The sequence below is a fragment of the Desulfocastanea catecholica genome (assembly GCF_054657295.1).
Map to the genome: position 1 here is coordinate 16,424 of NZ_BAAHYZ010000024.1, position 24,815 is coordinate 41,238.

Here is a 24,815-nt window from a genome sequence, read left to right on the forward strand (position 1 = left end):
CTAAACAATAATATGGACTATTCTATCTGACGGATAAAAAAATGGCATTTGTGAAGCGTTTGTTGCGCTAAAGGATAAGAAAGGAAACTCCTGCCAGTGATAAGCAATCATTGAAAAAAAACAATAAGACATCATTAAGCCGAGTAATCTGTTCAATGTCCTTGGACATCCAGAGTATTATGGATCAAATGCTTAAGCCATACAATCTGACCATGGAACAACTGTGGGTTTTAAGGTGTCTGTCAGATAAAAATCCACAGTTCACTCAAAGCGAAATTTGTCTGAAGACCTCTAAGACGCCTGCCAATTTAAGCAGAATTTTAAATCGCCTTGAAAATAAATCTTTTGTGCTCCGGCTACCAAATCCCAATGACCGACGGGCACATATTGTTGTCCTTACCGATCGAGGTCGATCCTTATTACAAGAAGTTGATGTTATTGTAGAATATTTTTCAGCTAAATTCAGCTCTGGAATAGATGCACAAACCTGGGAAACTATGCGACGGGCCATGAATATCATGAATGATAATCTTTCAGGAATATCGAAAATATTCCTAATCAAAAAAGAAGAAGCTCCGCGTAAATCAAGTCAAGAAAGGATCATAGAATAAGAGGCAACACTATTAAGCAGTACGTTGATCAGCCGACAGTAAAGCCATCTTTTTAAATGTAATTGTAGCACATGAGCTGGTCTTGAAGATCTGATTTATGTCGGCTGATCATGTTCCGCCTGAAGAATAATTGCAACATGAGGTTCACCGGTTAAACGAGCCATTATTTTTAATACCGAAGTACATTGAAATGTATTTTTTGTTTTCTGGGTAATGGGCAATCAAATCTACGGAAAGGAGAAGGTAATGAGCGAGCAAACAACTCAGGAAAATAAGAACCGAAAAACAGAAGCTGAAACACGGACCGCCGTAAAAAACGGAGAGAACGTCCAGGAAACCGTCCGAAACATTACCTTGAAGGCGATGAGCACGGGTCATTTGGATTTGCAAAAGATGCGGGAAGTTGTTCAGGCAGTGCTGCAGGGTGCAAGCATTGGAGCAAAAGAAAAGGGCAAGAAGACCGAGCAGTCCTTGCAGGAGGCAATGGCCGGTGTGGATGAAGCGTTGGCAAAATCAGCCGAGGCTTCCAAATTGGCTATCGAAGAAGCAGCCAGTCACATAAGGGAGTTCGGAGCTCATGACTTTAAGCGGGCAATGGATGATCTGAACGTTTTGGAAGATATGTTACTGGATACCGTAAAAAATATAGCCAAGACCTCGGATGGCGTAGCAAGAGATGTGTTTGGCGATCTGGCACAACATGGTCGCAACACCGGCACCACCACTGGCAAGACGGTAAAGAAGGTCGTCGAAACGCTGACACGCCAATTGGAACAAAACATGAAAGAAAGTGTAAACACCGGTGCAGATAAGGCCTTAAAGCTGGGAGAGCATCTGGCACAAGCCACCGCCGGTTTTCTCCAAGGAATTGCCGAGACGCTCATGAAAACCGGCAATAACAAAAAGGAATAGTAATGTCCTCTGTTTTTTGGGAAACCCTGATTGCTGCCCGTGATATGGGAAGGGTCCATGATATCGCCTCAATTTTGATCCGGTATGGTTTTAGCGATATGGTTCGTCGACTGGGGATGGCCAATGCACTGGAGCGCACGGGTAAGGTGCTGCACTGGAAAGAGGCTAGTGAATTGGCACGACTGGATGCACCTACGAAAGTGCGGCGTGCCTTGGAAGAGTTGGGGCCGACATTTGTCAAATTGGGTCAGATCCTTGCTACCCGCATGGATCTGTTTACCCCCAAGTGGATTGCCGAATTTGAGAAATTGCAGGATCAAGCCCCGTCTGTGCCATTCAAGCAGATCAGACAACAGCTGCAGGAAGATCTGGGGGCTGATCCGGATGAGATCTTCGCCGAGTTCGTCGCCGAACCGTTGGCTGCGGCCTCCATTGCCCAAGTCCACCGCGCTCGGTTGCTCAATGGTGAGGAAGTTATCGTCAAGGTGCGACGTCCGGGCATACGACCGATCGTTGAAGCGGATTTACGGCTCCTACAGCACCTGGCAAAGATTGTCGAGACGGAATCCCTGGAGATGTCAAGGTTCAGACCGCTCGAAGTGGTTCGCCAATTCACCCTTTCCTTGCTTCGTGAACTGGATCTAGCCGCAGAATGCCGCAACGCCGAACGGATTTCCCGTAATTTCAAATCTCATCCCGAAATTGTTATTCCCAGGGTATATTGGACATGGACTGGCGAACGGATGAACGTACAGGAAGCGATCAATGGAATTCCCGGCCGGAACATGGAAGCCACGGAACAGGCAGGGCTGGACAGGAAGATCCTGGCAGGGCGTGGAGCCAGGGCCGTGTTAAAGATGATCCTGGAAGATGGCTTTTTTCACGCAGATCCGCATCAGGGCAATATTTTTTATCTGCCGGAAAACCGCATCGCCCTTATCGACTTCGGGATGGTCGGGCGCCTGTCTGAAAAGCGTCGCTACCAGGTCGTGGATCTGCTCCATGGATTGGTGGAGAGAGAGGTTGATTGCGTGGTCGAGGTATTGCTCGATTGGGCAGGATCGGTCCCAATCGAGCAAGACAGTCTTAAATTGGAAATTGAAGGTCTCGTGGATCAGTACCACGGCGTCCCTTTGAAAGAACTCAATATCAGCACCATGCTTACCGATCTGACCACCCTGCTCCGAGACCATAACCTCATACTGCCGCCTGATTTGACGCTTCTGACTAAATCGCTTATCACGCTGGAAGGGATGGGGTGCCAGCTCGACCCGGACTTTGACCTGGTGACCGAGTGTTCCCCTTTCCTGCGCCGGGCACTGCTGGCCCGTTATGCCCCTGAAGCATTGGTTAAACGGAGCTGGAAGGCAATTGCCGGCACTCTCGACATTCTCACCGGCTTACCTCAGGATCTACACTCTCTTCTGCGCTCTGCTCGTAGTGGCAGACTTCAGGTACATGTGGATGTGCCCCGCCTGCAGCATTTCGGCAATCAACTGGACCGCGCCACCAATCGCCTGACCATGGGCGTCGTAATCGCGGCTCTGATCATCGGATCATCCATCGTCATGACTGTGGACCATGGTCCCGAGCTATTTGGACTACCTCTGATCGGTTTTTTGGGATTTTTAAGTGCGGCAATTACCGGCATCTGGCTACTCATCTCTATCCGTCGCAGCGAACGAAATTCGCGAGAATGAGAGCTGAATTGACTTTATGGAAAAACAAATGCAAATGACAATCGGCATCACCCTACACGGCGCTTCGAGTTAACTGGTAAAAAATCATGAAAAACTACAAAAATGCTTTAATCAAAAAAATAGTAATCCCAGCTATTGGGCCAGCAGCTTTGCGACAACTCTGGTATTGGACAGGTGATAAAAAGCTGCGGAATGGCATTTGCTCAGCTGGATCTCCATGGCTCGAAACTCTGGCATCGATATGTTGAAGAAGGTCGCAAAGACCATTGAAGATCACTTTGAAGACATGCTGGCATATTTTCAGACCTCGAGAATCGAGAAGGCAAGGCAGCCTTGCAGCCCTTTAATTCCGATAATTCGCGATAAAATTGGACATCTGTCTCGCTTATTTAACAAAAAAAATAATTAGACATCAATTCATCTAACACAATATTAATACATAAAAAATTTATTTATTCGTCAATTTTATATTTAATAGGCACCTTTTCTGGGGTAAAATACACCAGTACCAATACAGAAGAAAAGGTGATCACATGCAACAGACCGTGCTTTTCAAGGACGAAAAGAAAAATAACAACATTGATCTTGGCTTTGGCTTGACCCTCGAATTTGTAGGTGGACAAGGGAAACAAGCCAAGAAAATTATCCTATACCGGCAAGGAGTTAACGTAAGCACACTTGATCCGTCGGATAAAGTGGCAAAACGACTTTTTGTGGTGGAAGCGATAGCAATGGGTGCCGGCAAGTCGGATTTAGCCACGGCACTGGCAATTAGTCGCCAAACCGTCCACAACTGGATGGAGATCAAAAAGCATTTCGGTCGCGAAGGTTTGATTCAGGGCTATAACGTTGGAGCGAGCAGGAGTCGGCGTAAACAACGTGAATTGCATCAAGAGGAGCTGTCTTGCGGCAACAAATCAGAACAGGTTGCGAAAATTCGGGCTCAGGAGCGCCAAGAACGCGAGGCAAAGCAGCAGGAGCAAGAAACGAGGCAGCAGAAAATAGATTTCGGCTTTTCAAAAGTTGAAAGTAATCCAGCCGAGCCGATAGAGCCGGAAGTTCAACCTTTTAGCGAGGAGCATGGCTGGGAGAAGACGCGCTATGCCGGGACGTTTCTTTATCTGATGCCCCTGATACAACAATGGAATTGGCTGGACCTGGTAATCGGATATTTTGGTTCGGCTTACAAGATTTTCATGGTTTTCGTCTTGATGGCGGCAGGCAATATCCGTTCGATAGAGCAACTGAAGAATATTCGTGTTCGTGAAGCAGGTTTGGTGCTTGGAATAAGGCGCATTGCCTCCAAGCCGATAATTTGGGAATGGTTTTATAGTGCGGCACAGCTCCAGGTCTCGAAGTTGTTGCTAGCGGATTTTTTTCGATATCAGATTCGAACTGGCCTTGCAGGGATCTGGCTGTGGTTTTGCGACGGCCATCTTTTGCCGTACACCGGCAAGCATCAAGTCCGTTCGGCCTACAATACGCAACGACGCATGGCGGTTCCCGGTCGGACCAATATGGTGACCTGTGATAGTAGCGGCCGGGTAGTAGATTTTGAAATACAGGAAGGCAAGGGGGATCTTCGCGCATATATAGTGGCGTTAGGGAAGAAATGGACTGGCCAGGTGCCGCGCCAGCCAGTCATGGTATTTGACCGAGAGGGCAGTGGAGAGGATTTTTTTGCAAGCCTTGTCAAAGAGGGAATTCCTTTTGTAACCTGGGAAAAACATGCCGATGCCGACAAACTTGCTGCCCTGGAAAAGAGCAAATTTGTCACGGAGTTTATCTTCAATGACAAGCAGTACGGTGCCTTTGAGGGGGAAAAGACTTTCACCGTCGCACCGGAGTCTGGCACGCAGAGGTATACTGTGACGCTCAGGCGTATCTATCTGTGGAACAAGACGAGCAAAAAGAGAGCAAGCGGACTTGCCTGGACCGGCGACATGAATATGAGCACGCAAGAGTGCGCCCAAGCTATCCTGCAGCGCTGGGGGGCATCCGAAAATACATTCAAGCATCTTAACGATCGCCACCCGTTCCATTATCATCCTGGCTTCAAGTTGGTCGAAAGTGACCGGCAGGACATTGCCAATCCTGAAATAAAAAGGCAGACGAGCCGTATCTCTGCGATGAAAACCGAACTCAACAAGCTTTACAAAAAGTTGGCCAATGCGAAGGCTGCAACTAAAAAAGACGGCTCTCTCCGTCAGAATAGCGTCAAGGGGCGGCTTGAAAGCACCATCACCGAACAAGAGCTTGCGCTGGCAACTGCCCGGGAAGAGAAGAAACTGCTGCCGGAGCGTGTGAATGTTTCTGAACTTGAGAGTTACAAATCGATCAAGCGGGTTGACGATGAAGGGAAGTATTTATTTGATTTTGTAACATCTTCTGTTTGGAATGCGCGAAAGCAAATGGTGGATTGGCTTCGACCGCATTTCAATGAGGAGAATGAGCTGGTGGATCTATTTTATGCAATCACAAGCTGCCAAGGCTGGATCAAGTCAACCAAGACAGATGTCACCGTTAGGCTTGAACCCCTGCAACAAACCAGCCGCCGAATTGCCCAAGAGCAACTTTGTCGTAAGCTGACAAATCTCGGGGCGCGTACCCCAACCGGCAAATGGCTTGTAGTTGAGGTCGGTGAAGAGCCGATGAAAAATGTCCAAAAAAATGATTGATTTTTCACCTCCATTTACGAGGTCTGATTTTGATTTTGACTGCTTATCGACCGCCCATTTGAAGGAATCAATAACAAAATAAAGACGATGCTGAGAAAATCCTATGGTTACAGAGATATGGAGTTTTTCAGGCTGAAGATAATGGCGCTTCACGAAACAAAGTACGCTTTAGTCGGATGAACTAAATTTTTCGACAAATTTGCCACGGATCCATTTTTGCGAAGAACAACCTGTCTATGCGTAAAAATATGATACCAACTATATGAAACATTGCGTCATCTTTAATGAAGCACACCTTGATGAACTTTAACGCAGAGAACTAATAAAAAAGATTTTTAATCGACTGTACCTATTTTTGTACCCTAAGTGAAAAAATAACGAATATAATGTTTTTATATTGAATATTTACGTCAAGGATTAACCGGACTTCAAATCCGGTGTAGCGGGTTAATAGCCCGTTAGGTGGGTTCGATTCCCATGCACTTCCGCCACATCTCTTCACTTTACCTTGCGTCAAACCTCCCATTTGTATCCTAGTTTTGTCCTGCGGTCAATTGAAAACTCGGTATGGCCACATCATAATCCGGGGCGCCTTACCGGGGTAAGCAGAGCCAATCCCTCATAAGACGATGTATTAACCGCAGCAAGACGTCCACCGGGGTCTGTTCTCCCCACCCCATCATTTTTATCCTAGATCCGCATTTTATTTTTGCTCCATCGGGCGATATGTATTGCACTGGGAGGATCAATGCGCTAGGTAGTAGAATTATTTGATTCGACAGCAAAAATATTCATTTGCCGCTGTCGTTTTCTGTCGCGGGACGGGGCAATCCTGATAATGCCCTCTTCTGGAGGATCTATGTCCGACCGGTTGAAGTATGAGCGTTTTTTGTGGTTTCATGGCCAGATCAAGGCCGGCCGGTTTCCCAATGCCGACAATCTTGCCGACCACTTCGAACTCTCCGGCCGGACAGCACAGAGGGATATTGAGTTTATCCGCGACAGGCTCGATGCGCCGCTGCAATATCACTGTGCTAAGCGCGGCTACTGCTACACCGATGATTCCTATGAATTACCCGCCCTGTGGATCAGCGAATCAAATATCCTGGCGCTGAGCCTGGCGGTCCGTCTGGCCTCGACCATCCCCGACCAGGCCCTGAAGGATCAACTCTGCCGGTTGATCGACCGGATTCCGATGGGCACCGGAAACAAATCCACGCCATGCCTGGAACGTCTCAGCACCCGGATCTCCGTGAAAAATATTGAATATTCCCAGGTGGACAGGGACATTTTCCGGCAAACGGTCGAAGCCCTGTTTGCCGGAACCTCCCTGCACATCGTCTATTATTCGCCCCACACCGATACTACCACCACGAGAACCATCCATCCCCTGCATCTCATGCATTATATGGGCAGCTGGCACCTCATCGCCTGGTGCGGCACCAGAAAGGAATTGCGCAATTTTGCCCTGTCCAGGATCCGCACAAGCAGTTGCGCCGGCGAAAACCTGACCCTGCCCGAGCAGCTTCCCGAACTGAAGGAATATACCCGCCAGCACTTCGGCATTATGCAGGGCGATGCCTCAACCGAAGTCAGCCTGCGCTTTGCCGCGAAGATTGCCTCGCGGGTAAGCGAACAGATCTGGCATCCGCGGCAAAGGTCAACGCCCAACCCGGACGGCAGCCTCACCCTGCATTTCCCGGTCGCCGATTTCCGCGAACTGATCAAAACCATCCTCGGCCACGGCGCCGACATCGCAGTGCTTGAACCGCCGGAACTGCGGATACTTGTCAAAGAAGAAATCGACAGGATGGTGAAAAAATATTTGTAGTGTGACATCGGTTGTCAGGGTGGGGGTGGTAAGGTGAGAAAAATGGCCGAACGTTTAACCACGGAATAGTTGCAAGGATAAAGATGAAATACTACGCCCATAGTGTGAAAGGACTTAAACCCGAAGGTTGGCAAACCCTAGAGGACCATTTGAACAATGTTTCAAAATTGGCTGCAAACTCAGCTGATAGTTTTGGAGCAGAGAAATGGGCGGCTATTCTAGGAGACAACCATGACCTTGGGAAAGGAACTCGGCCATGGCAGGCGTATTTGCGTAGAGAAAATAACGTTGTTGATGTGTTTGCAAAATTTTACGAAGGACATCCATCCCATGCATCTATTGGTGCCCAATGGATTTTTCAAAATTCAAAGGAAGCCGGAAAGCTGTTGGCGTATTGTATTGCGGGTCATCATGGAGGATTGCCAAACTGGAACGATTCAGCAACTTCTTCATTGATGGAAAAGCTTGATCAAGAGTTACCACAAATTGATATTCCCTATTCGATACAGGAATTTCCTAAAGACCTTCCTCTTCAAATTGAAACAGAACGATTTGGTTTTCAACTTCAATTTTTTGTACGCATGCTTTTTTCCTGTTTGGTGGATGCAGATTTTCTTGATACGGAAATCTTTCTTGACAGGGAAAAGAACAACTGGCGATCTGGATATCCTAAAATGGAAGTGCTTCATGAAAGATTTTGGCAAAATTTCAATTCTATGCGAGATGGAGCAGATCAGACCTCAAAGGTGAATAACCAGCGGGAAAAGGTGCTTAAAGATTGCTTGGAGGCGGCGGAGTTAGAAACAGGATTGTTCTCCCTGACTGTTCCGACCGGAGGCGGAAAGACATTGGCTTCACTCGCTTTTGCACTCAATCATGCGCGACGTCACGGAAAAAGGAGAATTATCTATGTTATCCCATTTACAAGTATTATTGAGCAAAATGCCATGGTGTTTCGCAATATGGTCGGAGATGATGCTCTCCTAGAGCATCATTGCAATTTCCTCCCTGACGATTCAGACCGGCAAACACGACTGGCTGCGGAAAACTGGGATGCTCCGATTATAGTAACGACCAATGTACAGTTTTTTAATTCTTTTTATGCGAATAAGACCTCGAAATGTCGGAAATTACATAATGTGACAAACAGCATAATTATCTTTGATGAAGTTCAGGCAATTCCGGTGGAAAAATTAGAACCGTGCCTTGAAGTTATTAAAGAGTTGTCGTTGAACTATGGCGTTTCCTCGATACTTTGCACAGCGACACAGCCAGCTATTAATTATTCTGAGCAATTTCAGGCAGGTCTCAAGGATGTTAGAGAAATCATAAAGAATATTCCCACCCTTTTTACTGCTTTGAAACGGACAGAGGAAATTTTTATAGGTGAACTTAACGAACAGGATGTCGCGAGCCAGCTTCTGCAAAATGAGCAGGTATTATGTATTGTCAATACTCGACAACAGGCCCTGGATATCTTCAACAACTTGCCTGAATCTGATGCAAACATTCATTTGAGTGCATTGATGCATCCAGTTCATCGGACCGAAAAACTGAATGAAATCAGGACTAGGTTAAATCCTTCGTATAGACTTCCATGTAGGGTCGTCAGTACACAACTGATAGAAGCCGGGGTTGATGTGGATTTTCCAGTTGTATTTCGAGCAGTTGCCGGGATCGACAGTATTGCACAAGCGGCCGGAAGATGCAACCGCAATGGACTAATTGAGACACCGTGCAAAGTGTCCATTTTTGAATTTCCGGAAAACTCTGGATGCTCCTTCTTTCGTCAGGCGGCACAATCTTCAGTAAAGCTTTTTGGACCTTTTTCTGGAAAATTGACATCACCCGAATGTGTGCGGGAATATTTTGCTGATTTTTTTTGGAAGAATGCACAACGAATGGATCTAGATGGGATCATAGGGAATTTGTGTCGTCCAGCTCAAACGGGAGACATTCAGTTTCGAGATATTGCTAAATTCCAAATGATTGAATCAGCAACAATTCCAATAGTCATTGCTATAGAAAAAACTGCAATTGATTTGGTACGTTCACTTGAATTTGTCGAGCATAAAGGAGGCATTTTGCGAAAACTCCAACAGTACAGTGTGCAGATCTATCCCTATCAGTTTGAAGAAATAGAAGATTGGTTAGAAACCCCATCACCAGGTATTTGGGTGTTACGTTCGGAAGAATTGTATTCCGCAGCAACTGGGCTTCAGTGTAAGGCACCAGAAGGGAATGCGTTTTTTGGATAAAGAGAGGAGGATTGGAAAATGAGTTATGGAATCAAGTTAAGGGTTTGGGGGGATTATGCCTTATTCACTCGCCCGGAAATGAAGGTGGAGCGAGTTTCATATGATGTGATGACGCCCTCCGCCGCTCGTGGAATTCTGGAGGCAATCTACTGGAAGCCTGCCATTTCTTGGGTTATCGATCGTATCCATGTATTGCAACCTGTTCGTTTTGAAAACATTCGGCGTAACGAGCTTTCGAACAGAGTTTCAGTCAATAAGACTGACATGGAAAACGGAAATGCCGTCTGCCGTTACATTGAAGATGAGCGCCAACAACGGGCATCAATGGTGCTGAGAAATGTCGAATATGTGATTGAGGCGCATTTTGATGCAGCTGGCAGTGATGATGCTGCACCTGGAAAACATTTAGCAATTTTTGAACGGAGGGTAAAAAAAGGACAGTGTTTTCATCGGCCCTATTTCGGATGCCGCGAATTTCCAGTCGAATTTGAATGGTGTGATAAAATTCCAGCATCATCATTTTCTGGAGAACAGGACTTTGGGTTTATGTTGCATGATATCGATTTTGCCAATGAGATGACACCACGTTTTTTCCGAGCGGTAATGCAGGACGGTATTATCAACTGTCGCCAGGAGGTGGTTTCATGATTTTTCAATCTCTGATTGCCCTCTACGCTCGTCTTAATAGAGCAGGGGACGTGCCGCCATATGGGTTCAGCGTCGAGGATATTGGATTTGTCATTACGATTGATAAAGAAGGGAATTTGATTGGCCAGCCAGAGGATCTGCGAAACAAAATCAAGGCCAATACGTTTGATTTCAAAACATCAGTAGTTCCATATACTAACCAGGTTAATGTCCGGGCAAATGCGGCTGCGAAAACTCCAAATTTTATGGTTGACAAGGCTGACTACCTATTTGGAATGTCAAACAATTCCAGAAGCGAAATACATCATCTTTTTTTCAAGGAAAAAATTGATGAGGTCTGCGGTGCATCTTGTGACGAAGGTGTTCTAGCTGCCAGGTCGTTTCTTGCTAAGTGGAATCCTGAAGATTCTAAAGATTTAAGTGGCTGGAAGGAAATGTGTGGTATCCATGGGAAATGGGTCGCCTTTCGGTTGCTGGGAGATGCGACATTCATCCACGAACGTCCGGAGGTAAAAAGCCTTTGGTCAACCTTTGTTGCCCAAGAAAAGTTTCAAAAGGGAGTTAGTTTTGTTGATGGAGAGGTTCACGATCTCCAACCACAATATGCGCAGTTTAAGTTTGGGGCAGGTGCTTCCCTTGTGTCATTTAATGAGGTGGCTTACGAATCCTATGGGAAAAAGAAAGGAAAAAATGCCCCCGTTTCAGTAAAGGCTGAATTCAAAAGTTCTTCCGCGCTCAAGTTTCTGCTGCGCAGCCAAACCCAACGAATACGGATAGGAGATGTAACTACGGTTTTTTGGGCCGAGAGGGAGTCAATTATTGAAACATTTTTTGGGCAGGCAATTAACCCGTCGTTTGTAAATACAAATGCAGCAATCCAGGTTCAAAAATTTTTGGAGACTATTCGCCAGGGAACGTTGCCAAAAGATATTGAAGAAGACAAGAATTTGAAATTTTACATCCTCGGACTTTCACTCAATAAAGCCCGACTCGCGATACGTTTTTGGCATATTTGTACAGTAGGTGACTTAATGGCCAGATTCCATGAACACTTCAATAATCTGGAGATAGAACGTTCAGATAAGGACATTCAGTTTCCAGGAATTTGGCACTTGCTTAGAGAAACAGCCAGGGAGTCTAAGAATATCTCACCGCTGTTGGGTGGTGCGCTGACTCGTTCGGTTTTAATGGGAACTCGTTATCCACAAAATCTTTATCAAGGGGTACTTGGGCGTATTCGAGCTGATCATCAAGTCAATTATTTAAGAGCTTCTATATTGAAAGCAGTATTAAAGCGAAATTATAAAATGGAGATTCCAATGGCTTTAGACACAGATAGAAAAGACGTCGCATATCTGTTGGGGCGGTTGTTTGCAGCACTAGAAAAAGCGCAGACCGAGGCTGTAACGGTGAAAACAACTATCAAAGATCGTTTCTTCAGCGCCGCGTCAGCAACACCAGCTAGCGTTTTTCCTCGTTTAATAAATTTATCCCAACATCACATTGAAAAGGCCAAGTCTGGACATTTCTCTGATGGGCGTATTGGAAAAATCCTGGAGCACATAAATTCCTTTCCCTCTCACATGAATTTACAAGAGCAAGGCATATTCGCCATTGCTTATTATCACCAAAAGAATGCGATGTATCGTGAAATACAAGAAGCGGTAGCTAAAAAGAATTCCGTAAAAAATGAAGGAGAATCAAATGAATAGCCCAATAGAAAACCGTTATGAGTTTATCTTATTATTCGATGTCAAAAACGGTAATCCAAATGGTGACCCTGATGCAGGTAATATGCCCCGCATTGACCCCGAGACAGGACACGGCATCACAACGGATGTTTGCATAAAGCGTAAGATACGAAACTATGTTGATCTAGTGAAAGAGAATATCTCTCCTTACGAAATTCATGTGCGCGAAGGGGCATTTCTTTCAGAGCATCATAAACGAGCCCATAAGGCATTGGACAATGAAAAATTGTTCGTTCATGTTCCTGCGGACCTGCGTGAAGAACTTGCTGATTTCTCTGATTACCCTGAAGGGGTCGGTTTTGAAAATGAAGGGATATATCTCCAACTTAGTGCTGATTTAGACAAGACAAAGAAGGCAGTTGTAAAACTGAAAGACATTTCTGATGCCGCAAGGGCAAAGCTTAAAGAACTGTTTGTTGAGAGCAAGGAAATTGTAGCAAAAAAATGGATGTGCAAAAATTTCTATGACGTACGCACATTTGGAGCTGTGATGTCAACAGGTGACAAAACCTGCGGCCAAGTCCGCGGTCCAGTACAGCTCAGTTTCGCACGAAGCATTGATCCCATTATTGGTTTGGATGTGGCAATGTTCAGAACAGCTGCGGTTTCAGTTGATAAGCCAGAGGACAAGGGGCTTGGAGCAAGAAAGGCAATTGTCCCCTATGGTCTTTACAGGATTCACGGGTTTATCTCGGCTCCATTTGCAAAGCAAACTGGGTTCTCGGAAAAAGATCTCGACCTATTCTGGGATGCACTGCAAAATATGTTCGATCATGACCGTTCTGCATCACGTGGTGAAATGGCATGCCAGAAAATCATTATATTCAAACATGATAGCGAATTTGGCAATGCACCGGCTCACAAACTTTTTGATTTAGTGAGTGTTCGGCTAAAAGATTCCACTCAACCAGCAAGAAAATTTACTGATTATGAGGTGACTATTGATAAAGCAAACACGCCACATGGTGTTTCTTTACAGGAACTATTTTAAATAGGCTCAGCAACAATAAATAACAAAAGAGAATTAAAACTATGCAACCAGATCGCGGCGAAGTTATTTTATACCAATCTGACGATGGCCAAGCAGCAGTCGATGTCTGTCTGGCCGATGAAACGGTCTGGTTGATGCAATCTCAAATGGTCGACCTTTTTCAGCGAGATCAGTCAGTTATTTCCAGGCATGTGAATAACGTATTCAAAGAGGGTGAATTACAACAACAAGGCAATATGCAAAAAATGCATATTGCAAATTCGGATAAACCCGTTGTGTTTTATAACCTCGATGTCATAATTTCCGTAGGCTACCGGGTTAAATCCAAGCGCGGCACCCAGTTCCGCATCTGGGCAACCTCCATCCTCAAAGACCATCTTGTAAAAGGCTACACCTTCAATCAGCGTCGCCTGGCGGAAAAAGGCATCCTTGAAGCGCAACAGGTTTTGTCGTTGCTGACGAATACCCTGGAAAATCAGAATCTCGTTAGTGACGAAGGCCTCTCGGTACTCAACCTTGTCAATCGGTACGCCAAAACCTGGCAGCTGTTGCTGCAGTATGACGAGGATAAATTGCCACCACCGAACAGAAAGCAGGTCATTGGTGAAATGTTGGATCTTGATGGCGCGCGGGCAGCCATTGGTTCTCTTAAGCAGCATTTGCTGGCGAAGATGGAGGCAACCGATCTCTTCGGCAATGAACGGAGTGACGCTCTTGCCGGAATCATCGGCGCAATTCATCAGACCTTCGGCGGGCAGGATTTATATCCGAGTATTGAGGAAAAGGCTGCCAATCTTCTCTATTTTGTCATCAAGGACCATCCATTTACCGATGGTAATAAACGCATCGGCTCATTTCTCTTTCTTCTGTTTCTCCAGAAAAACGGTTTGCTCGGCAAGAAACATTTTGACAACAAGGCGCTGGTTGCATTGACCCTGTTGACAGCGGCAAGTGATCCCGGCCAGAAAGACTTGTTGATCCGGTTGATCGTCAACCTCCTTTCCGGCGACTAGCGGAGAAATATCTCATGTACAGCGAAGACGACCTGGTCATGATCTCTGCCCTGCAGCACCTGTTGTTCTGTCCGCGACAATGTGCACTGATTCATATCGAACAACAATGGACGGAAAACCGGTTGACCGCCGAGGGGCGAATTCTTCACGAACGGGTGCATTCCACCGGCAGTGAATCGCGTGGTAAAATTCGAGTCGAATTTGACGTGCCGATTCGTTCCTTGCATTTGGGGCTGATTGGCCGGGCTGATATCGTTGAATTTCATCTGCTAAAAAATGGTATCTGGCAGCCATTTCCCGTTGAATACAAGCGTGGCGGTCCCAAAAAAGACGATTCCGACCGGGTGCAGCTTTGCGCACAGGCGCTCTGTCTGGAGGAAATGCTTAACCGGGATGTACCAGAAGGTGCCCTTTACTATGGCCAGAATAAACGACGGCAAAATATTCATTTTGATGATGCGTTACGACAGCTTACCACCGATACCGCGCACAGACTCCATGCTCTGTTGAACTCCAACCACACGCCGCCACCGGAGTATGCAAAAAAATGCGAGAGCTGTTCCTTTATCTCACAATGTCTGCCGAAAATTGCCGGAAAAAAGAAGGTTGTCAACTACCTGAACAAAATAGAGGTCAAATGAAGAAACATCTGAATACGCTGTTTGTCACGACGCAGGGTGCCTATCTGGCAAAAGACGGGGAAACAGTCGCGGTGCGGGTTGATGGTGAAGTTGCTCTCCGCCTGCCGATTCATACTCTGGATGGCATTGTCTGTTTCGGCAATGTCGGTTGCAGCCCCTTCCTTATGGGGTTTTGTGCCGAGCGGGATGTTACCTTGAGTTTTCTTTCCGAAAAGGGTCGATTTCTGGCGAGGGTTCAGGGACCGGTGTCAGGTAATGTCCTGCTGCGACGTGAGCAATATCGCCGGGCCGATGATCCGATCTTTTCCGCGATGATTGCCAAACAATTTGTTACCGGCAAAATCGCCAACTGCAGATACGCCATGCAGCGGGTCTTGCGGGATCATCCCGAGAAAGTTGATACGCTTGCCCTGGAAAACAGTATCAACCGATTGACGGCATCACTGCGCCGCCTGCAGGATGAACTGACACTCGATGAGGTCAGAGGGATAGAAGGTGACGCAGCCCATGTCTATTTCGGTGCTTTTGATCATCTTATCGTACGTAATAAAGAGCACTTTTTCCTGAGACAACGTAATCGAAGACCACCTCTGGACCGCATGAATTGCCTGCTTTCCTTTTTGTATACCCTGCTGATGCATGACGTTCGCTCGGCTCTCGAGTCGGTTGGTCTTGATCCAGCCGTGGGGTATCTCCACCGGGATCGACCGGGTAGACCTGGATTGGCCCTCGATGTTATGGAAGAATTCCGACCAATGGTTGATCGGCTGGCAATATCGCTGGTTAATCTTGGGCAATTAAGGGCGAAAGATTTTACTTTCAGTGAAAGCGGTGCGGTTCGCATGACCGATGCGGCAAGAAAAACCGTCCTGGTTACCTACCAGAACAGAAAACAGGATGAGCGGAGCCATCCTTTTCTTGAAGAAAAAATGGCCATCGGGATGTTTTTTTACGGGCAGGCGTTGCTTTTATCCAGATTGCTGCGAGGAGAGCTCGATGGTTATCCTCCGGTAATTTGGAAATAAAGTAGAGGGGTATGACATGTTTGTTCTGGTGAGTTATGATGTCAAAACCAGTGAGCTCGGTGGCAGCAGACGATTGCGGCGTGTTGCCAAAGCTTGCAAAGATTATGGCCAGCGAGTGCAGTACTCGGTATTTGAATGTATTGTGGATCCCGCTCAATGGACAGTGTTTCGTCAGCGACTGATTGAGGAAATTGATCCGGAACAAGATAGCCTCCGTTTCTATTTCCTTGGCGCAAACTGGCGACACAAGGTGGAACATATCGGCGCAAAGAAAGCGTTTGATCAAGAAGGTCCATTGATAGTTTGACGCTCGGAGGTAAAACTTTTTTCTGTATCCTTTTCAGGGGTATATATTCTTTCACGATATCATTTTTTTTTGCTAAAAAACGATATCTAAGGCAGTAAAAATGTTTGCGCGAACCGGTAATAGACAGAAAAAGTTAAGAGGTTCGCAACTGTACTGATTCTGCGGCAAAAGACATGTTTGCCGGCCGTCATTGCGTTTGGCAAATGAAGGCCGAAAGCATGTTCGCGGAATCCGCTGTATTTGTCGATTTGTATCAGTACATTATGAATCGACAGTCGCCTCCTGTACGGAGGCGTGGATTGAAACACAGAACGGACACTCTATGTCATGAGTATCTTCTGGTCGCCTCCTGTACGGAGGCGTGGATTGAAACCCATTGCTTACTCCGCCCGGTCCATCCGCATCATAAAGTCGCCTCCTGTACGGAGGCGTGGATTGAAACACGGAGTTTGGCCGATTCAAGCCAGGAGTCGGTAAGTCGCCTCCTGTACGGAGGCGTGGATTGAAACTGGTGATGTCAACGGCCTTCTTCATACCTTTTTCGTCGCCTCCTGTACGGAGGCGTGGATTGAAACAGCGATTTTGACATAACGGTTGCAGGGACGCAAAAGTCGCCTCCTGTACGGAGGCGTGGATTGAAACATCAATGGGGAATGGATTATGAAGAGTTTGAAAGGTCGCCTCCTGTACGGAGGCGTGGATTGAAACGACATGATTTATTCGGCAACGATATTGACCGAAATGTCGCCTCCTGTACGGAGGCGTGGATTGAAACAGGGCCGTGCCATATTGGTTTGTTTCCATGTTGCGTCGCCTCCTGTACGGAGGCGTGGATTGAAACAGCGTTTCCCGGTTTTCGCTTTCGACAGAATCAAGTCGCCTCCTGTACGGAGGCGTGGATTGAAACTCAGCTCGGCCATTTCGGCTTCCATCTTGGCTTTGTCGCCTCCTGTACGGAGGCGTGGATTGAAACATGTGAGGTCATATATCTTGCTCCTTTTTTGTAGTCGCCTCCTGTACGGAGGCGTGGATTGAAACAGTACAGATATTGCTTTGTTTCTGGAGTTGGTGAGTCGCCTCCTGTACGGAGGCGTGGATTGAAACAAAACTCACCTGCGCCTGTCTCTTCCCGCCCTGGTCGCCTCCTGTACGGAGGCGTGGATTGAAACCCATAATCAAACCTCCTGATCGTCCAGGATCTCTGGTCGCCTCCTGTGCGGAGGCGTGAATTGAAACCGTGGTCAACACCGGCAACGGCCTCTATGCCCAGGCTTGGATTGAAACGCATTTGGGATCATGGGCTTTATGTATGCCATGGGTCGCCCCTTCGACCGGTGCGTGAATAAAATTAATAGTTATGGTATAGCAGGTTTGATGATGTCGAACTCAGTGCAAGGTAATATTGTGAGAAGACTTTATCACCCATGAGGTGTTTTTGCCTTCTGATCAATTTCCGGCAAGCTATTTCAGATATTGACAAGGAATAACTGCATCCAAGGGCCATGATATGAAAACGAAACTGATAAATTGGTGGGAATCTTTGAAAACCAGTTTCTGGTTTATCCCGACGCTTATGGTCCTGGCGGCGATTGTAATTTCAATTGGCATCATTAGTCTCGATAGGGGTTCGCTAACAGACTACTTGAGATCTTATGGTTTTTTTAATTCAGTCAGTCCGGAAGGAGCACGGTCAATCCTGTCGACCCTTGCTGCATCGATGATGACCGTCACCGGCGTCACCTTCTCCATCACCATTGTTGTTCTTAATCTTGCATCTTCACAGTTCGGACCGCGTCTGCTGCGAAATTTTATCCGGGATAAGAGTATCCAGTTTGTTCTTGGCACCTTTGTCGCCAGCTTCATTTATTGTTTAATTGTACTTCGGTCAATTCAAGCAGTCGGAACAGACATATTCGTGCCAAATTTGTCAGTAACCTTTGCAGTTGGTCTGGCATTACTCGATGTTGGTGTGTTGATTTATTTCATTCATCATATCGCCACGTCAATTCAAGCTGATGAGGTGGTTGCCGGGGTGAGTGCAGAGCTCGAGCGCAATATACGGCGGATATTCACAACCGATTTAGACGATCAGCCAGACGAAATAACAGATACAATTTCACAGCTGCAGGAAGAGAACAAGGCACATTACAACAATCACACCATTATCGCTGACCGTAAGGGCTACCTGCAGGCAATTGATCTTGACGGACTTTTGCAAACGGCCAAAGAGAATGATTACCTCATACGGCTCCATTTACGACCAGGCCAATTTGTTGTGGCTGACGGCACACTCGCGGTTGTCAGCAGTGAGAAAGAATTCGATATCAATCTCACCGGAAGTATCACCAAAGCATTTATTGTCGGGTCGAATCCTACTCCGGAGCAGGATATCGAGTACTCAATCCATCAACTTGTCGAGGTTGCCATTCGAGCCCTTTCCCCGGGTATCAATGATCCGTTCACTGCCATGGCCTGTGTTGATCAGCTGGGCACAGCCCTTTGCTGCCTTGCCAAAAGGAAATTTCCCTCCTCCAATTATTTTGATGATCAGGGGCAGCTGCGTGTGAAAACCAAACCCTTCATCTATTCGGGCGTGCTGAACGCTTCCTTCGACCAGATTCGACAATATGGCAGATCGAGTATGGCAGTAACAATACGGCTGTTGGAAACGTTACTCCTGATTGCCGAACAAACTCTTCAGACAGAGCAGCGAAAAGCGATACATCGCCAGGCAACCATGATCCTACGGGCAAGTCAGGAAACCGTATTTGAACAAAACGATAGAGAAGACGTGCAGAATAGATATGAGTTATTACTGTGCACTTTGAATAAATTTGATGATGCAGATGGTTCGTATGCGTTTCCCGAAGATTTGTCTGCATAGCTCATAGCCTATAACCCATAGGGGCTTTTGCATCAGTAGAAAGAAACAGGAAAGGTTGACATATTCATGAGGAAAATATTGTTGTGCAGTGATCTTGATCGCACCCTGATTCCCAACGGAGAGCAGGCTGAATCGCCGCAGGCAAGAGAGCTGTTTGCCTTGCTTGCCGCTCGCCGGGAAATACGGCTGGCCTATGTCAGCGGGCGACATGCCCAGCTGGTCAAAGAGGCGATCGCCGAATATGCTCTACCTGAACCTGATTACGTTATCGGCGATGTCGGCACCACTCTGTACAGGATCGACCGGGAAGCCATACCCAGGAAGGGGAGCAGACAATGGCAGCTGGATAAAAAATGGCAGCAGCAGATCGGCCGCGACTGGCATGACTGCAGTCGGGACGACGTGGTCGGACTGGTGGCCGGCATCGACGATATGAACCTGCGGCTGCAGGAAGAAGCAAAACAGAATGACTATAAGGTCAGCTACTATACCGATCTTGACCTGGATATAAACAGCGTCCAGGACCGGGTTGCCGCTCTGCTGCAAGGGCGCGGTATTCGCACTACGGTTATCTGGAGCCGGGACGACGCGGCGCAATGCGGTCTGCTCGACATCCTGCCCCGACGGGCCAACAAGCTGCAGGCGATACGTTTTTTAATGCAGGAAGAAAAAATTGCCGAGACAAACGTGGTGTTTGCCGGCGACAGCGGCAATGATCTCGATGCCTTGACCAGCGGCCTGCAGGCCATCCTGGTGCGAAACAGTGCTGCCGATGTTCGCCGGATGGCCCTTGAAGACCTGGCGGAGAAAGGACGGAGCGATTGTCTGTATATCGCCAGGGGAGGGTTGCTCGGCATGAACGGCAACTATGCCGCCGGTGTTCTCGAAGGGCTGGTGCATTTCTTCCCGGAGAGTGCCGACTGGCTGCTCCCCACCCGATAAACCAAAAAAAATACCCACCACCAGGGATGGTATATGCATCTGACTGACATCAAAAATCTGAAACGTTTCAAGAATATCGTTACGATCCTGGCCAAATACGGCTTTGATGAAATCGTTGATCGACTTGAGGTGCCGGGGGCAGATTTCCTGCATAGCATAGGACCGGTTGATTCCAGTCTGAAACTTTTTGAGCGAATTCGTATTGTCATTGAGGAATTGGGCCCGACCTTCGTCAAGTTTGGCCAGATAATGAGTCTGCGACCGGATCTTTTGCCGGAAGAGCTGCTGGTCGAGCTGGAGAAACTGCAGGACAGTGTGCCCGCGGTTGACTCGGCGGAAATCGTTCCCGAGATTGAAAAAAGTCTCGGGCAGCCGATAGCCGAGGTTTTTAGCGAGTTTGATTTCGAACCGGTGGCCGCCGCATCGCTTTCTCAGGTGCACCGGGGAATACTTAAAGAAAACGGCGCGATAGTTGCTGTGAAAGCGCAGCGTCCGGGCATTGTCAAAGACATCACCTCCGACCTTGATATCCTTGATACCATCTGCCGGTTCCTCGATCAGCAGTTTGAAGAATTACGCTGCTACAACCTGCCGGAACTTGCCGGCACGGTGCGGCAAACGCTGATGCAGGAGCTTAATTTTAAAAATGAACTGAACAATATCAATATCGCCCGTTCCTACGCGGCACCGGATATCTTCATCCCCATCCCCTACGGAAAATATAGTTCGAAGAAGCTGCTGGTCATGGAGTTCTTCGATGGTGTCAATTTAAAAGATCTCCTGCCGACGAAAGGCGACGAAAGAGAACAGATCGCCCGGCTGGGCTTGCAGACAGTTGTCCAGCAGATTCTCGAGGATGGTTTTTTCCACGCCGACCCCCATCCGGGAAATCTCCTGGTGGACAGTGAGATGCGGCTGTGCCTTATCGACTGGGGGCTGGTGGGACGGCTGACGGAGCAGGACCGCTTCATGTTGATTGAAATACTCTCCGCCGTGGTCGACAGAGACAGTCACGCCCTGGTCGACGGTTTTTTGCAGCTCTGCCGCGCCAGGGGAAAAAAGACCAACCGCAAGTCCCTGGAGAGGGGGCTGCTGAATATCCTCGACAGCTATTACGCCTTACCGATCAAGGACGTGGATATCGGCGGGCTGCTGCGCGGCTTACTCGCCCTGCTGCGGGAGCATAATCTGCAGCTGCCGATCGACATGGTCATTATGATAAAGGCCCTGGTGACTGCCGAGGGCTCGGCCCGTCTGGTATTCCCCGAACTGAGTGTCATCGACGAGCTGAAAGGCAGTGTCCATCGGCTGGCAAAAGAGCGATATAAACCTGGCGTGTTGTGGCGGGGGATGCGGCGCTCTTTTGCCGGTTTCTTCGCCATGCAACGTGAGCTGCCGCGCCATCTCCTGCAGATAATAGATAAAATCGAAGATGGGGAGCTCAGTTTTAAATTTCATCTGGAAAAGCTGGAGTACCTCGTCAATACCCTGGAAAGTGCCTCAAACCGCCTGACGACGGGTATTATCACCGGCTCGATCATCATGGGCTCGTCAATGATTGTCACCACCGGTGTCGGCCCCTTTCTCTTTGGCCTGCCTGCCCTGGGCGTCATTGGCTATCTGTTGTCTGTTGTGCTTGGCCTCTGGCTGGTCATCACTATTTTGCGGACCAAGAAATACTGAGTGGCGGCTGCCATCTAGAAATCCGACCTTTTGTGAGGTTGCAGGTGGAAAAGATATTTACAGTACAGAAAAATTGCCAGCAGATAAAAACCGCCCATCGAGCCGCCTTCCTGATCGATGGCGAGGCCTACTTCCGGGCTGTGCATGAAGCAATGCGCCGGGCCCGTCAGTCGATCATCATCGTCGGCTGGGATCTGCACAGCGGGCTGCGTCTGATCCGCGACGGCGAAAGCGGCGATTATCCCCAGACGCTCGGCAAACTTCTTGATTACCTGGCCAGGCAGAGAAAAGAGCTGAATATCTATCTGCTGAGCTGGGATTTTTCCATGATCTATGCCATGGAGCGCGAGTTCTTTCCGCGATATAAACTGGAATGGCTGACCCATAAGCGTATCCACTTCCTGCTTGACAGCGAACATCCCATCGGTGGTTCCCAGCACCAGAAAATCGTCGTGATCGATGATGCCGTGGCCTTTGTCGGCGGTCTCGATCTGAGTAAGTGCCGCTGGGACACTCCGGAGCATCTGCCGGACAACAAGCTGCGCGTCGATCCCGACGGCAAACCGTATCCGCCTTTTCATGATGTGCAGATGGTCGTCGACGGGGAGGCCGCTTTCGCCCTGGCAGAGCTCGTGCGACAGCGCTGGCAGAGGGCCTGCGGGAAACTGCCGGTCGAGGTCGATCCACACCGGGTCGATGATCCCTGGCCGGCCAGCGTCACCCCTGATTTCACCGAGACACCAATTGCCATCTGCCGCACCCTGCCGCACTACAAGGGACACCAGGAAGTGCGCGAGGTGGAAAGTCTCTATCGGGACAGCATTGCCGCGGCGCGCAGGTCTATCTACCTGGAAAACCAGTACCTCAGTTCCTTCCGCATTGGCGAGGCATTAAAAGAGCGGCTTCTTGACGAAAACGGGCCCGAGGTGGTTATGGTTTTGCCGCTGCAGACCGGCGGCTGGCTGGAGCAGCATACCATGGATGTGCTGCGCGACAGAATAGTCCGCATCCTGCGCGAGGCCGATCGTTATGATCGGCTGCGCATCTATTACCCGCGCCTGGCGGTCGATCCGGAAACCACCCTGATGGTCCATGGCAAAGTTACGGTCATTGATGGGGTATTTGTCAGGGTCGGCTCGTCAAATCTCAGTAACAGGTCGCTCGGCCTCGATTCGGAATGTGATCTGGCCATTGTCGGAGAAAGAGGCAGCGATGCGGCGCGGACCATAGCTTCTTTTCGTAATCGTCTGCTGGCCGAGCATCTCGGTACATCAACGGAGGAAGTGGCCGAGGCAATTGCCCGTTTTGACTCGCTCATAGAGGCGATCGAGTCTTTACGCGGAGGCGATCGCAGCCTGATGCCGCTGCCGGAAGTTAAAGAGGAAACGAGCGAGCAGTGGCTGCCCGAATCCGACCTTCTTGACCCGGAAAAACCTATCGAACCGGAAGAATTTCTTGATTACCTTATCCCGCCGGAACAGCAGCGTCCCGCCTATCGTCACCTTCTGAAAATCATCGTGACCATTGCCGTGGTGCTGCTGCTTGCTGCTCTCTGGCGCTGGACGCCTTTAGCGAAATATCTCAATATAGCTACGGTGACGGAGTCGGCGCAGTGGCTCAAGGCCCATCCGCTCAGCCCGCTGCTCGTTCCGTTGACCTATATCATGTTGGGCCTGGTTGCCTTTCCGGTCACCCTGCTGATTATGGCGACCATCATTGTCTATGGTCCCTGGTGGGGCGGCTGGTATGCGTTGTCCGGGGCAATCCTCAGTGCCATGGTGATGTTTCTGCTCGGGCATTTCCTCGGGAAAAATATTGTCGCCAAGTTTTCCGGTGGTCTCGTCAATCGGGTGAATCAGCGACTTGCCGAATCAGGCCTCATGGCGGTGATTGCCTTTCGCATTATTCCAGTGGCGCCTTTTTCGTTGATCAATCTTATTGCCGGTGTTTCCGCCATTTCTCTGCGGGATTTCTTGTTGGGCACCTTAATTGGCATAATCCCCGGTATTACGGCCATTGCCTTTGTCGCCGATCAGCTGTCCGAATCCCTGCGGCAGCCGGATCTGCCAAGTTTTACCGCCCTGTTTGCCGTGGTGGTCGTCTTTGGTGCCGCACTGATTGGTGTGCGTAAATGGGTGGAAAAGAGATATCTACGCAAGAAACAGCACGGCGGATCCTGATGCGTCTGCGCATTGTCACCTATAATATCCATCGCTGTGTCGGGCGCGACGGAATCGAAAATATCGAGCGGGTCGCCGCCGTTCTGCGCGAAATAGATGGTGATATTGTCGCGCTGCAGGAGGTCACCTCACACCCCGAGGTGACGGGGGATATGCTGGCGTATCTGGCGGCGGCAGCCCATATGCAGCCGATCGAGGGGTTTACGCTCAGTGCCGCCGGTGCACACTACGGCAATGCCCTTCTGACCAACCTGCCGATATCGGCAGTCAGGCGCCACGATATCAGCGTGCCGGGAAGGGAACCCCGCGGCGTCATCGAGGTGGCTTTTACCGTCAATGGCCATGCGATCATAGTCTGGGCGACCCATCTCGGTCTCGGTATCCGTGAACGACACCTGCAGATCAGGAAATTACTGAAAATAGTCCATGCCGCGGATGTCGATGGCCGTATTCTTCTCGGCGATTTTAATGAATGGCTGTCCTGGAGCCGTCCCCTGCGCGCTTTACATCGATGGTTTAAAATATCACCAACAACCGCACGCTCCCCGGCCACGTTTCCTGCTCGAAAACCCCTGCTGCGGCTTGATCGAATCTGGGTCCGACCACCCCGGAGACTTGTGGCCCTGCGGGCACATTCCACCGAGTTGAGCCGCATTGCTTCGGATCATCTGCCCCTGGTCGCCGACATACATCTTTAGCAAACGTTTACCACCACCGAATCTGCTTTGTCATCGGCTGTTACACGTATCACTAATACAGT

At 48.5% G+C, this 24,815-nt stretch carries 18 protein-coding genes, 2 pseudogenes and 1 CRISPR repeat array; all 20 genes and pseudogenes read left to right on the forward strand.

The features are described 5' to 3' along the window. The first annotated feature begins 179 nt into the window (after positions 1–179). Complete coding sequence (locus ACYQ8U_RS18190; protein ID WP_459946985.1) at positions 180–611, forward strand: MarR family winged helix-turn-helix transcriptional regulator; 432 nt, start codon at positions 180–182, stop codon at positions 609–611. Positions 612–857: 246 nt separating this feature from the next. Then, positions 858–1,523 (forward strand): DUF6781 family protein, encoded by a 666-nt coding sequence (locus ACYQ8U_RS18195; RefSeq protein WP_459946986.1) that lies wholly within the window; start codon positions 858–860, stop codon positions 1,521–1,523. 2 nt (positions 1,524–1,525) lie between these two features. Beyond that, positions 1,526–3,223: an ABC1 kinase family protein gene (locus ACYQ8U_RS18200; protein ID WP_459946987.1), complete on the forward strand. Its 1,698-nt coding sequence runs from the start codon at positions 1,526–1,528 to the stop codon at positions 3,221–3,223. Positions 3,224–3,419: 196 nt separating this feature from the next. Next, positions 3,420–3,632 (forward strand): annotated as a pseudogene (locus tag ACYQ8U_RS18205) (transposase); the annotation flags it as partial. 124 nt (positions 3,633–3,756) lie between these two features. Then, on the forward strand, positions 3,757–5,901 hold the full coding sequence (locus ACYQ8U_RS18210) for a helix-turn-helix domain-containing protein (protein ID WP_459946988.1): 2,145 nt from the start codon (positions 3,757–3,759) through the stop codon (positions 5,899–5,901). A gap of 60 nt (positions 5,902–5,961) precedes the next feature. Further along, positions 5,962–6,081, forward strand: a pseudogene (locus ACYQ8U_RS18215) (transposase); the annotation flags it as partial. Between the two features lie 679 nt (positions 6,082–6,760). Then, positions 6,761–7,732, forward strand: coding sequence for a helix-turn-helix transcriptional regulator (locus tag ACYQ8U_RS18220; RefSeq protein ID WP_459946989.1), 972 nt, complete (start codon positions 6,761–6,763; stop codon positions 7,730–7,732). 83 nt (positions 7,733–7,815) lie between these two features. Then, positions 7,816–9,990: a CRISPR-associated helicase Cas3' gene (gene cas3, locus ACYQ8U_RS18225; protein WP_459946990.1), complete on the forward strand. Its 2,175-nt coding sequence runs from the start codon at positions 7,816–7,818 to the stop codon at positions 9,988–9,990. An 18-nt stretch (positions 9,991–10,008) separates the two neighbouring features. Further along, complete coding sequence (gene cas5c / locus ACYQ8U_RS18230) at positions 10,009–10,638, forward strand: type I-C CRISPR-associated protein Cas5c (RefSeq protein WP_459946991.1); 630 nt, start codon at positions 10,009–10,011, stop codon at positions 10,636–10,638. Beyond that, a complete protein-coding gene (gene cas8c / locus ACYQ8U_RS18235) occupies positions 10,635–12,350 on the forward strand; it encodes a type I-C CRISPR-associated protein Cas8c/Csd1 (RefSeq protein ID WP_459946992.1) in 1,716 nt (571 codons plus the stop codon). Before cas5c ends, cas8c begins: the two co-directional genes overlap by 4 nt. After that, the gene (cas7c, locus tag ACYQ8U_RS18240; protein ID WP_459946993.1) at positions 12,343–13,380 is read left to right on the forward strand and encodes a type I-C CRISPR-associated protein Cas7/Csd2; all 1,038 of its coding nucleotides are present in this window, start codon (positions 12,343–12,345) and stop codon (positions 13,378–13,380) included. Before cas8c ends, cas7c begins: the two co-directional genes overlap by 8 nt. A gap of 41 nt (positions 13,381–13,421) precedes the next feature. Then, a complete protein-coding gene (locus tag ACYQ8U_RS18245; RefSeq protein WP_459946994.1) occupies positions 13,422–14,393 on the forward strand; it encodes a virulence RhuM family protein/type II toxin-antitoxin system death-on-curing family toxin in 972 nt (323 codons plus the stop codon). A gap of 14 nt (positions 14,394–14,407) precedes the next feature. Further along, entirely contained in the window at positions 14,408–15,034 is a 627-nt protein-coding gene (cas4, locus tag ACYQ8U_RS18250) for a CRISPR-associated protein Cas4 (protein WP_459946995.1), read from the forward strand. Further along, complete coding sequence (cas1c, locus tag ACYQ8U_RS18255; protein WP_459946996.1) at positions 15,031–16,059, forward strand: type I-C CRISPR-associated endonuclease Cas1c; 1,029 nt, start codon at positions 15,031–15,033, stop codon at positions 16,057–16,059. The genes cas4 and cas1c overlap by 4 nt, the downstream gene beginning before the upstream one ends. Before the next feature lie 16 nt (positions 16,060–16,075). Then, a complete protein-coding gene (gene cas2 / locus ACYQ8U_RS18260; protein WP_459946997.1) occupies positions 16,076–16,366 on the forward strand; it encodes a CRISPR-associated endonuclease Cas2 in 291 nt (96 codons plus the stop codon). 274 nt (positions 16,367–16,640) lie between these two features. Then, positions 16,641–17,602: a CRISPR direct-repeat array (repeat unit 32 nt; unit sequence GTCGCCTCCTGTACGGAGGCGTGGATTGAAAC). Between the two features lie 271 nt (positions 17,603–17,873). After that, entirely contained in the window at positions 17,874–19,250 is a 1,377-nt protein-coding gene (locus ACYQ8U_RS18265) for a DUF2254 domain-containing protein (RefSeq protein WP_459946998.1), read from the forward strand. A gap of 66 nt (positions 19,251–19,316) precedes the next feature. Then, positions 19,317–20,192 carry an HAD-IIB family hydrolase gene (locus ACYQ8U_RS18270; RefSeq protein ID WP_459946999.1) on the forward strand — a complete coding sequence of 292 codons (876 nt, stop codon included), beginning with the start codon at positions 19,317–19,319 and terminating at the stop codon, positions 20,190–20,192. A 33-nt stretch (positions 20,193–20,225) separates the two neighbouring features. Next, positions 20,226–21,875 (forward strand): ABC1 kinase family protein, encoded by a 1,650-nt coding sequence (locus ACYQ8U_RS18275; RefSeq protein ID WP_459947000.1) that lies wholly within the window; start codon positions 20,226–20,228, stop codon positions 21,873–21,875. Between the two features lie 44 nt (positions 21,876–21,919). Then, positions 21,920–24,055, forward strand: a complete 2,136-nt coding sequence (locus tag ACYQ8U_RS18280) for a VTT domain-containing protein (RefSeq protein WP_459947001.1) — start codon at positions 21,920–21,922, stop codon at positions 24,053–24,055. Beyond that, a complete protein-coding gene (locus tag ACYQ8U_RS18285; RefSeq protein WP_459947002.1) occupies positions 24,055–24,753 on the forward strand; it encodes an endonuclease/exonuclease/phosphatase family protein in 699 nt (232 codons plus the stop codon). Before ACYQ8U_RS18280 ends, ACYQ8U_RS18285 begins: the two co-directional genes overlap by 1 nt. The last annotated feature ends 62 nt before the right edge of the window (positions 24,754–24,815 follow it).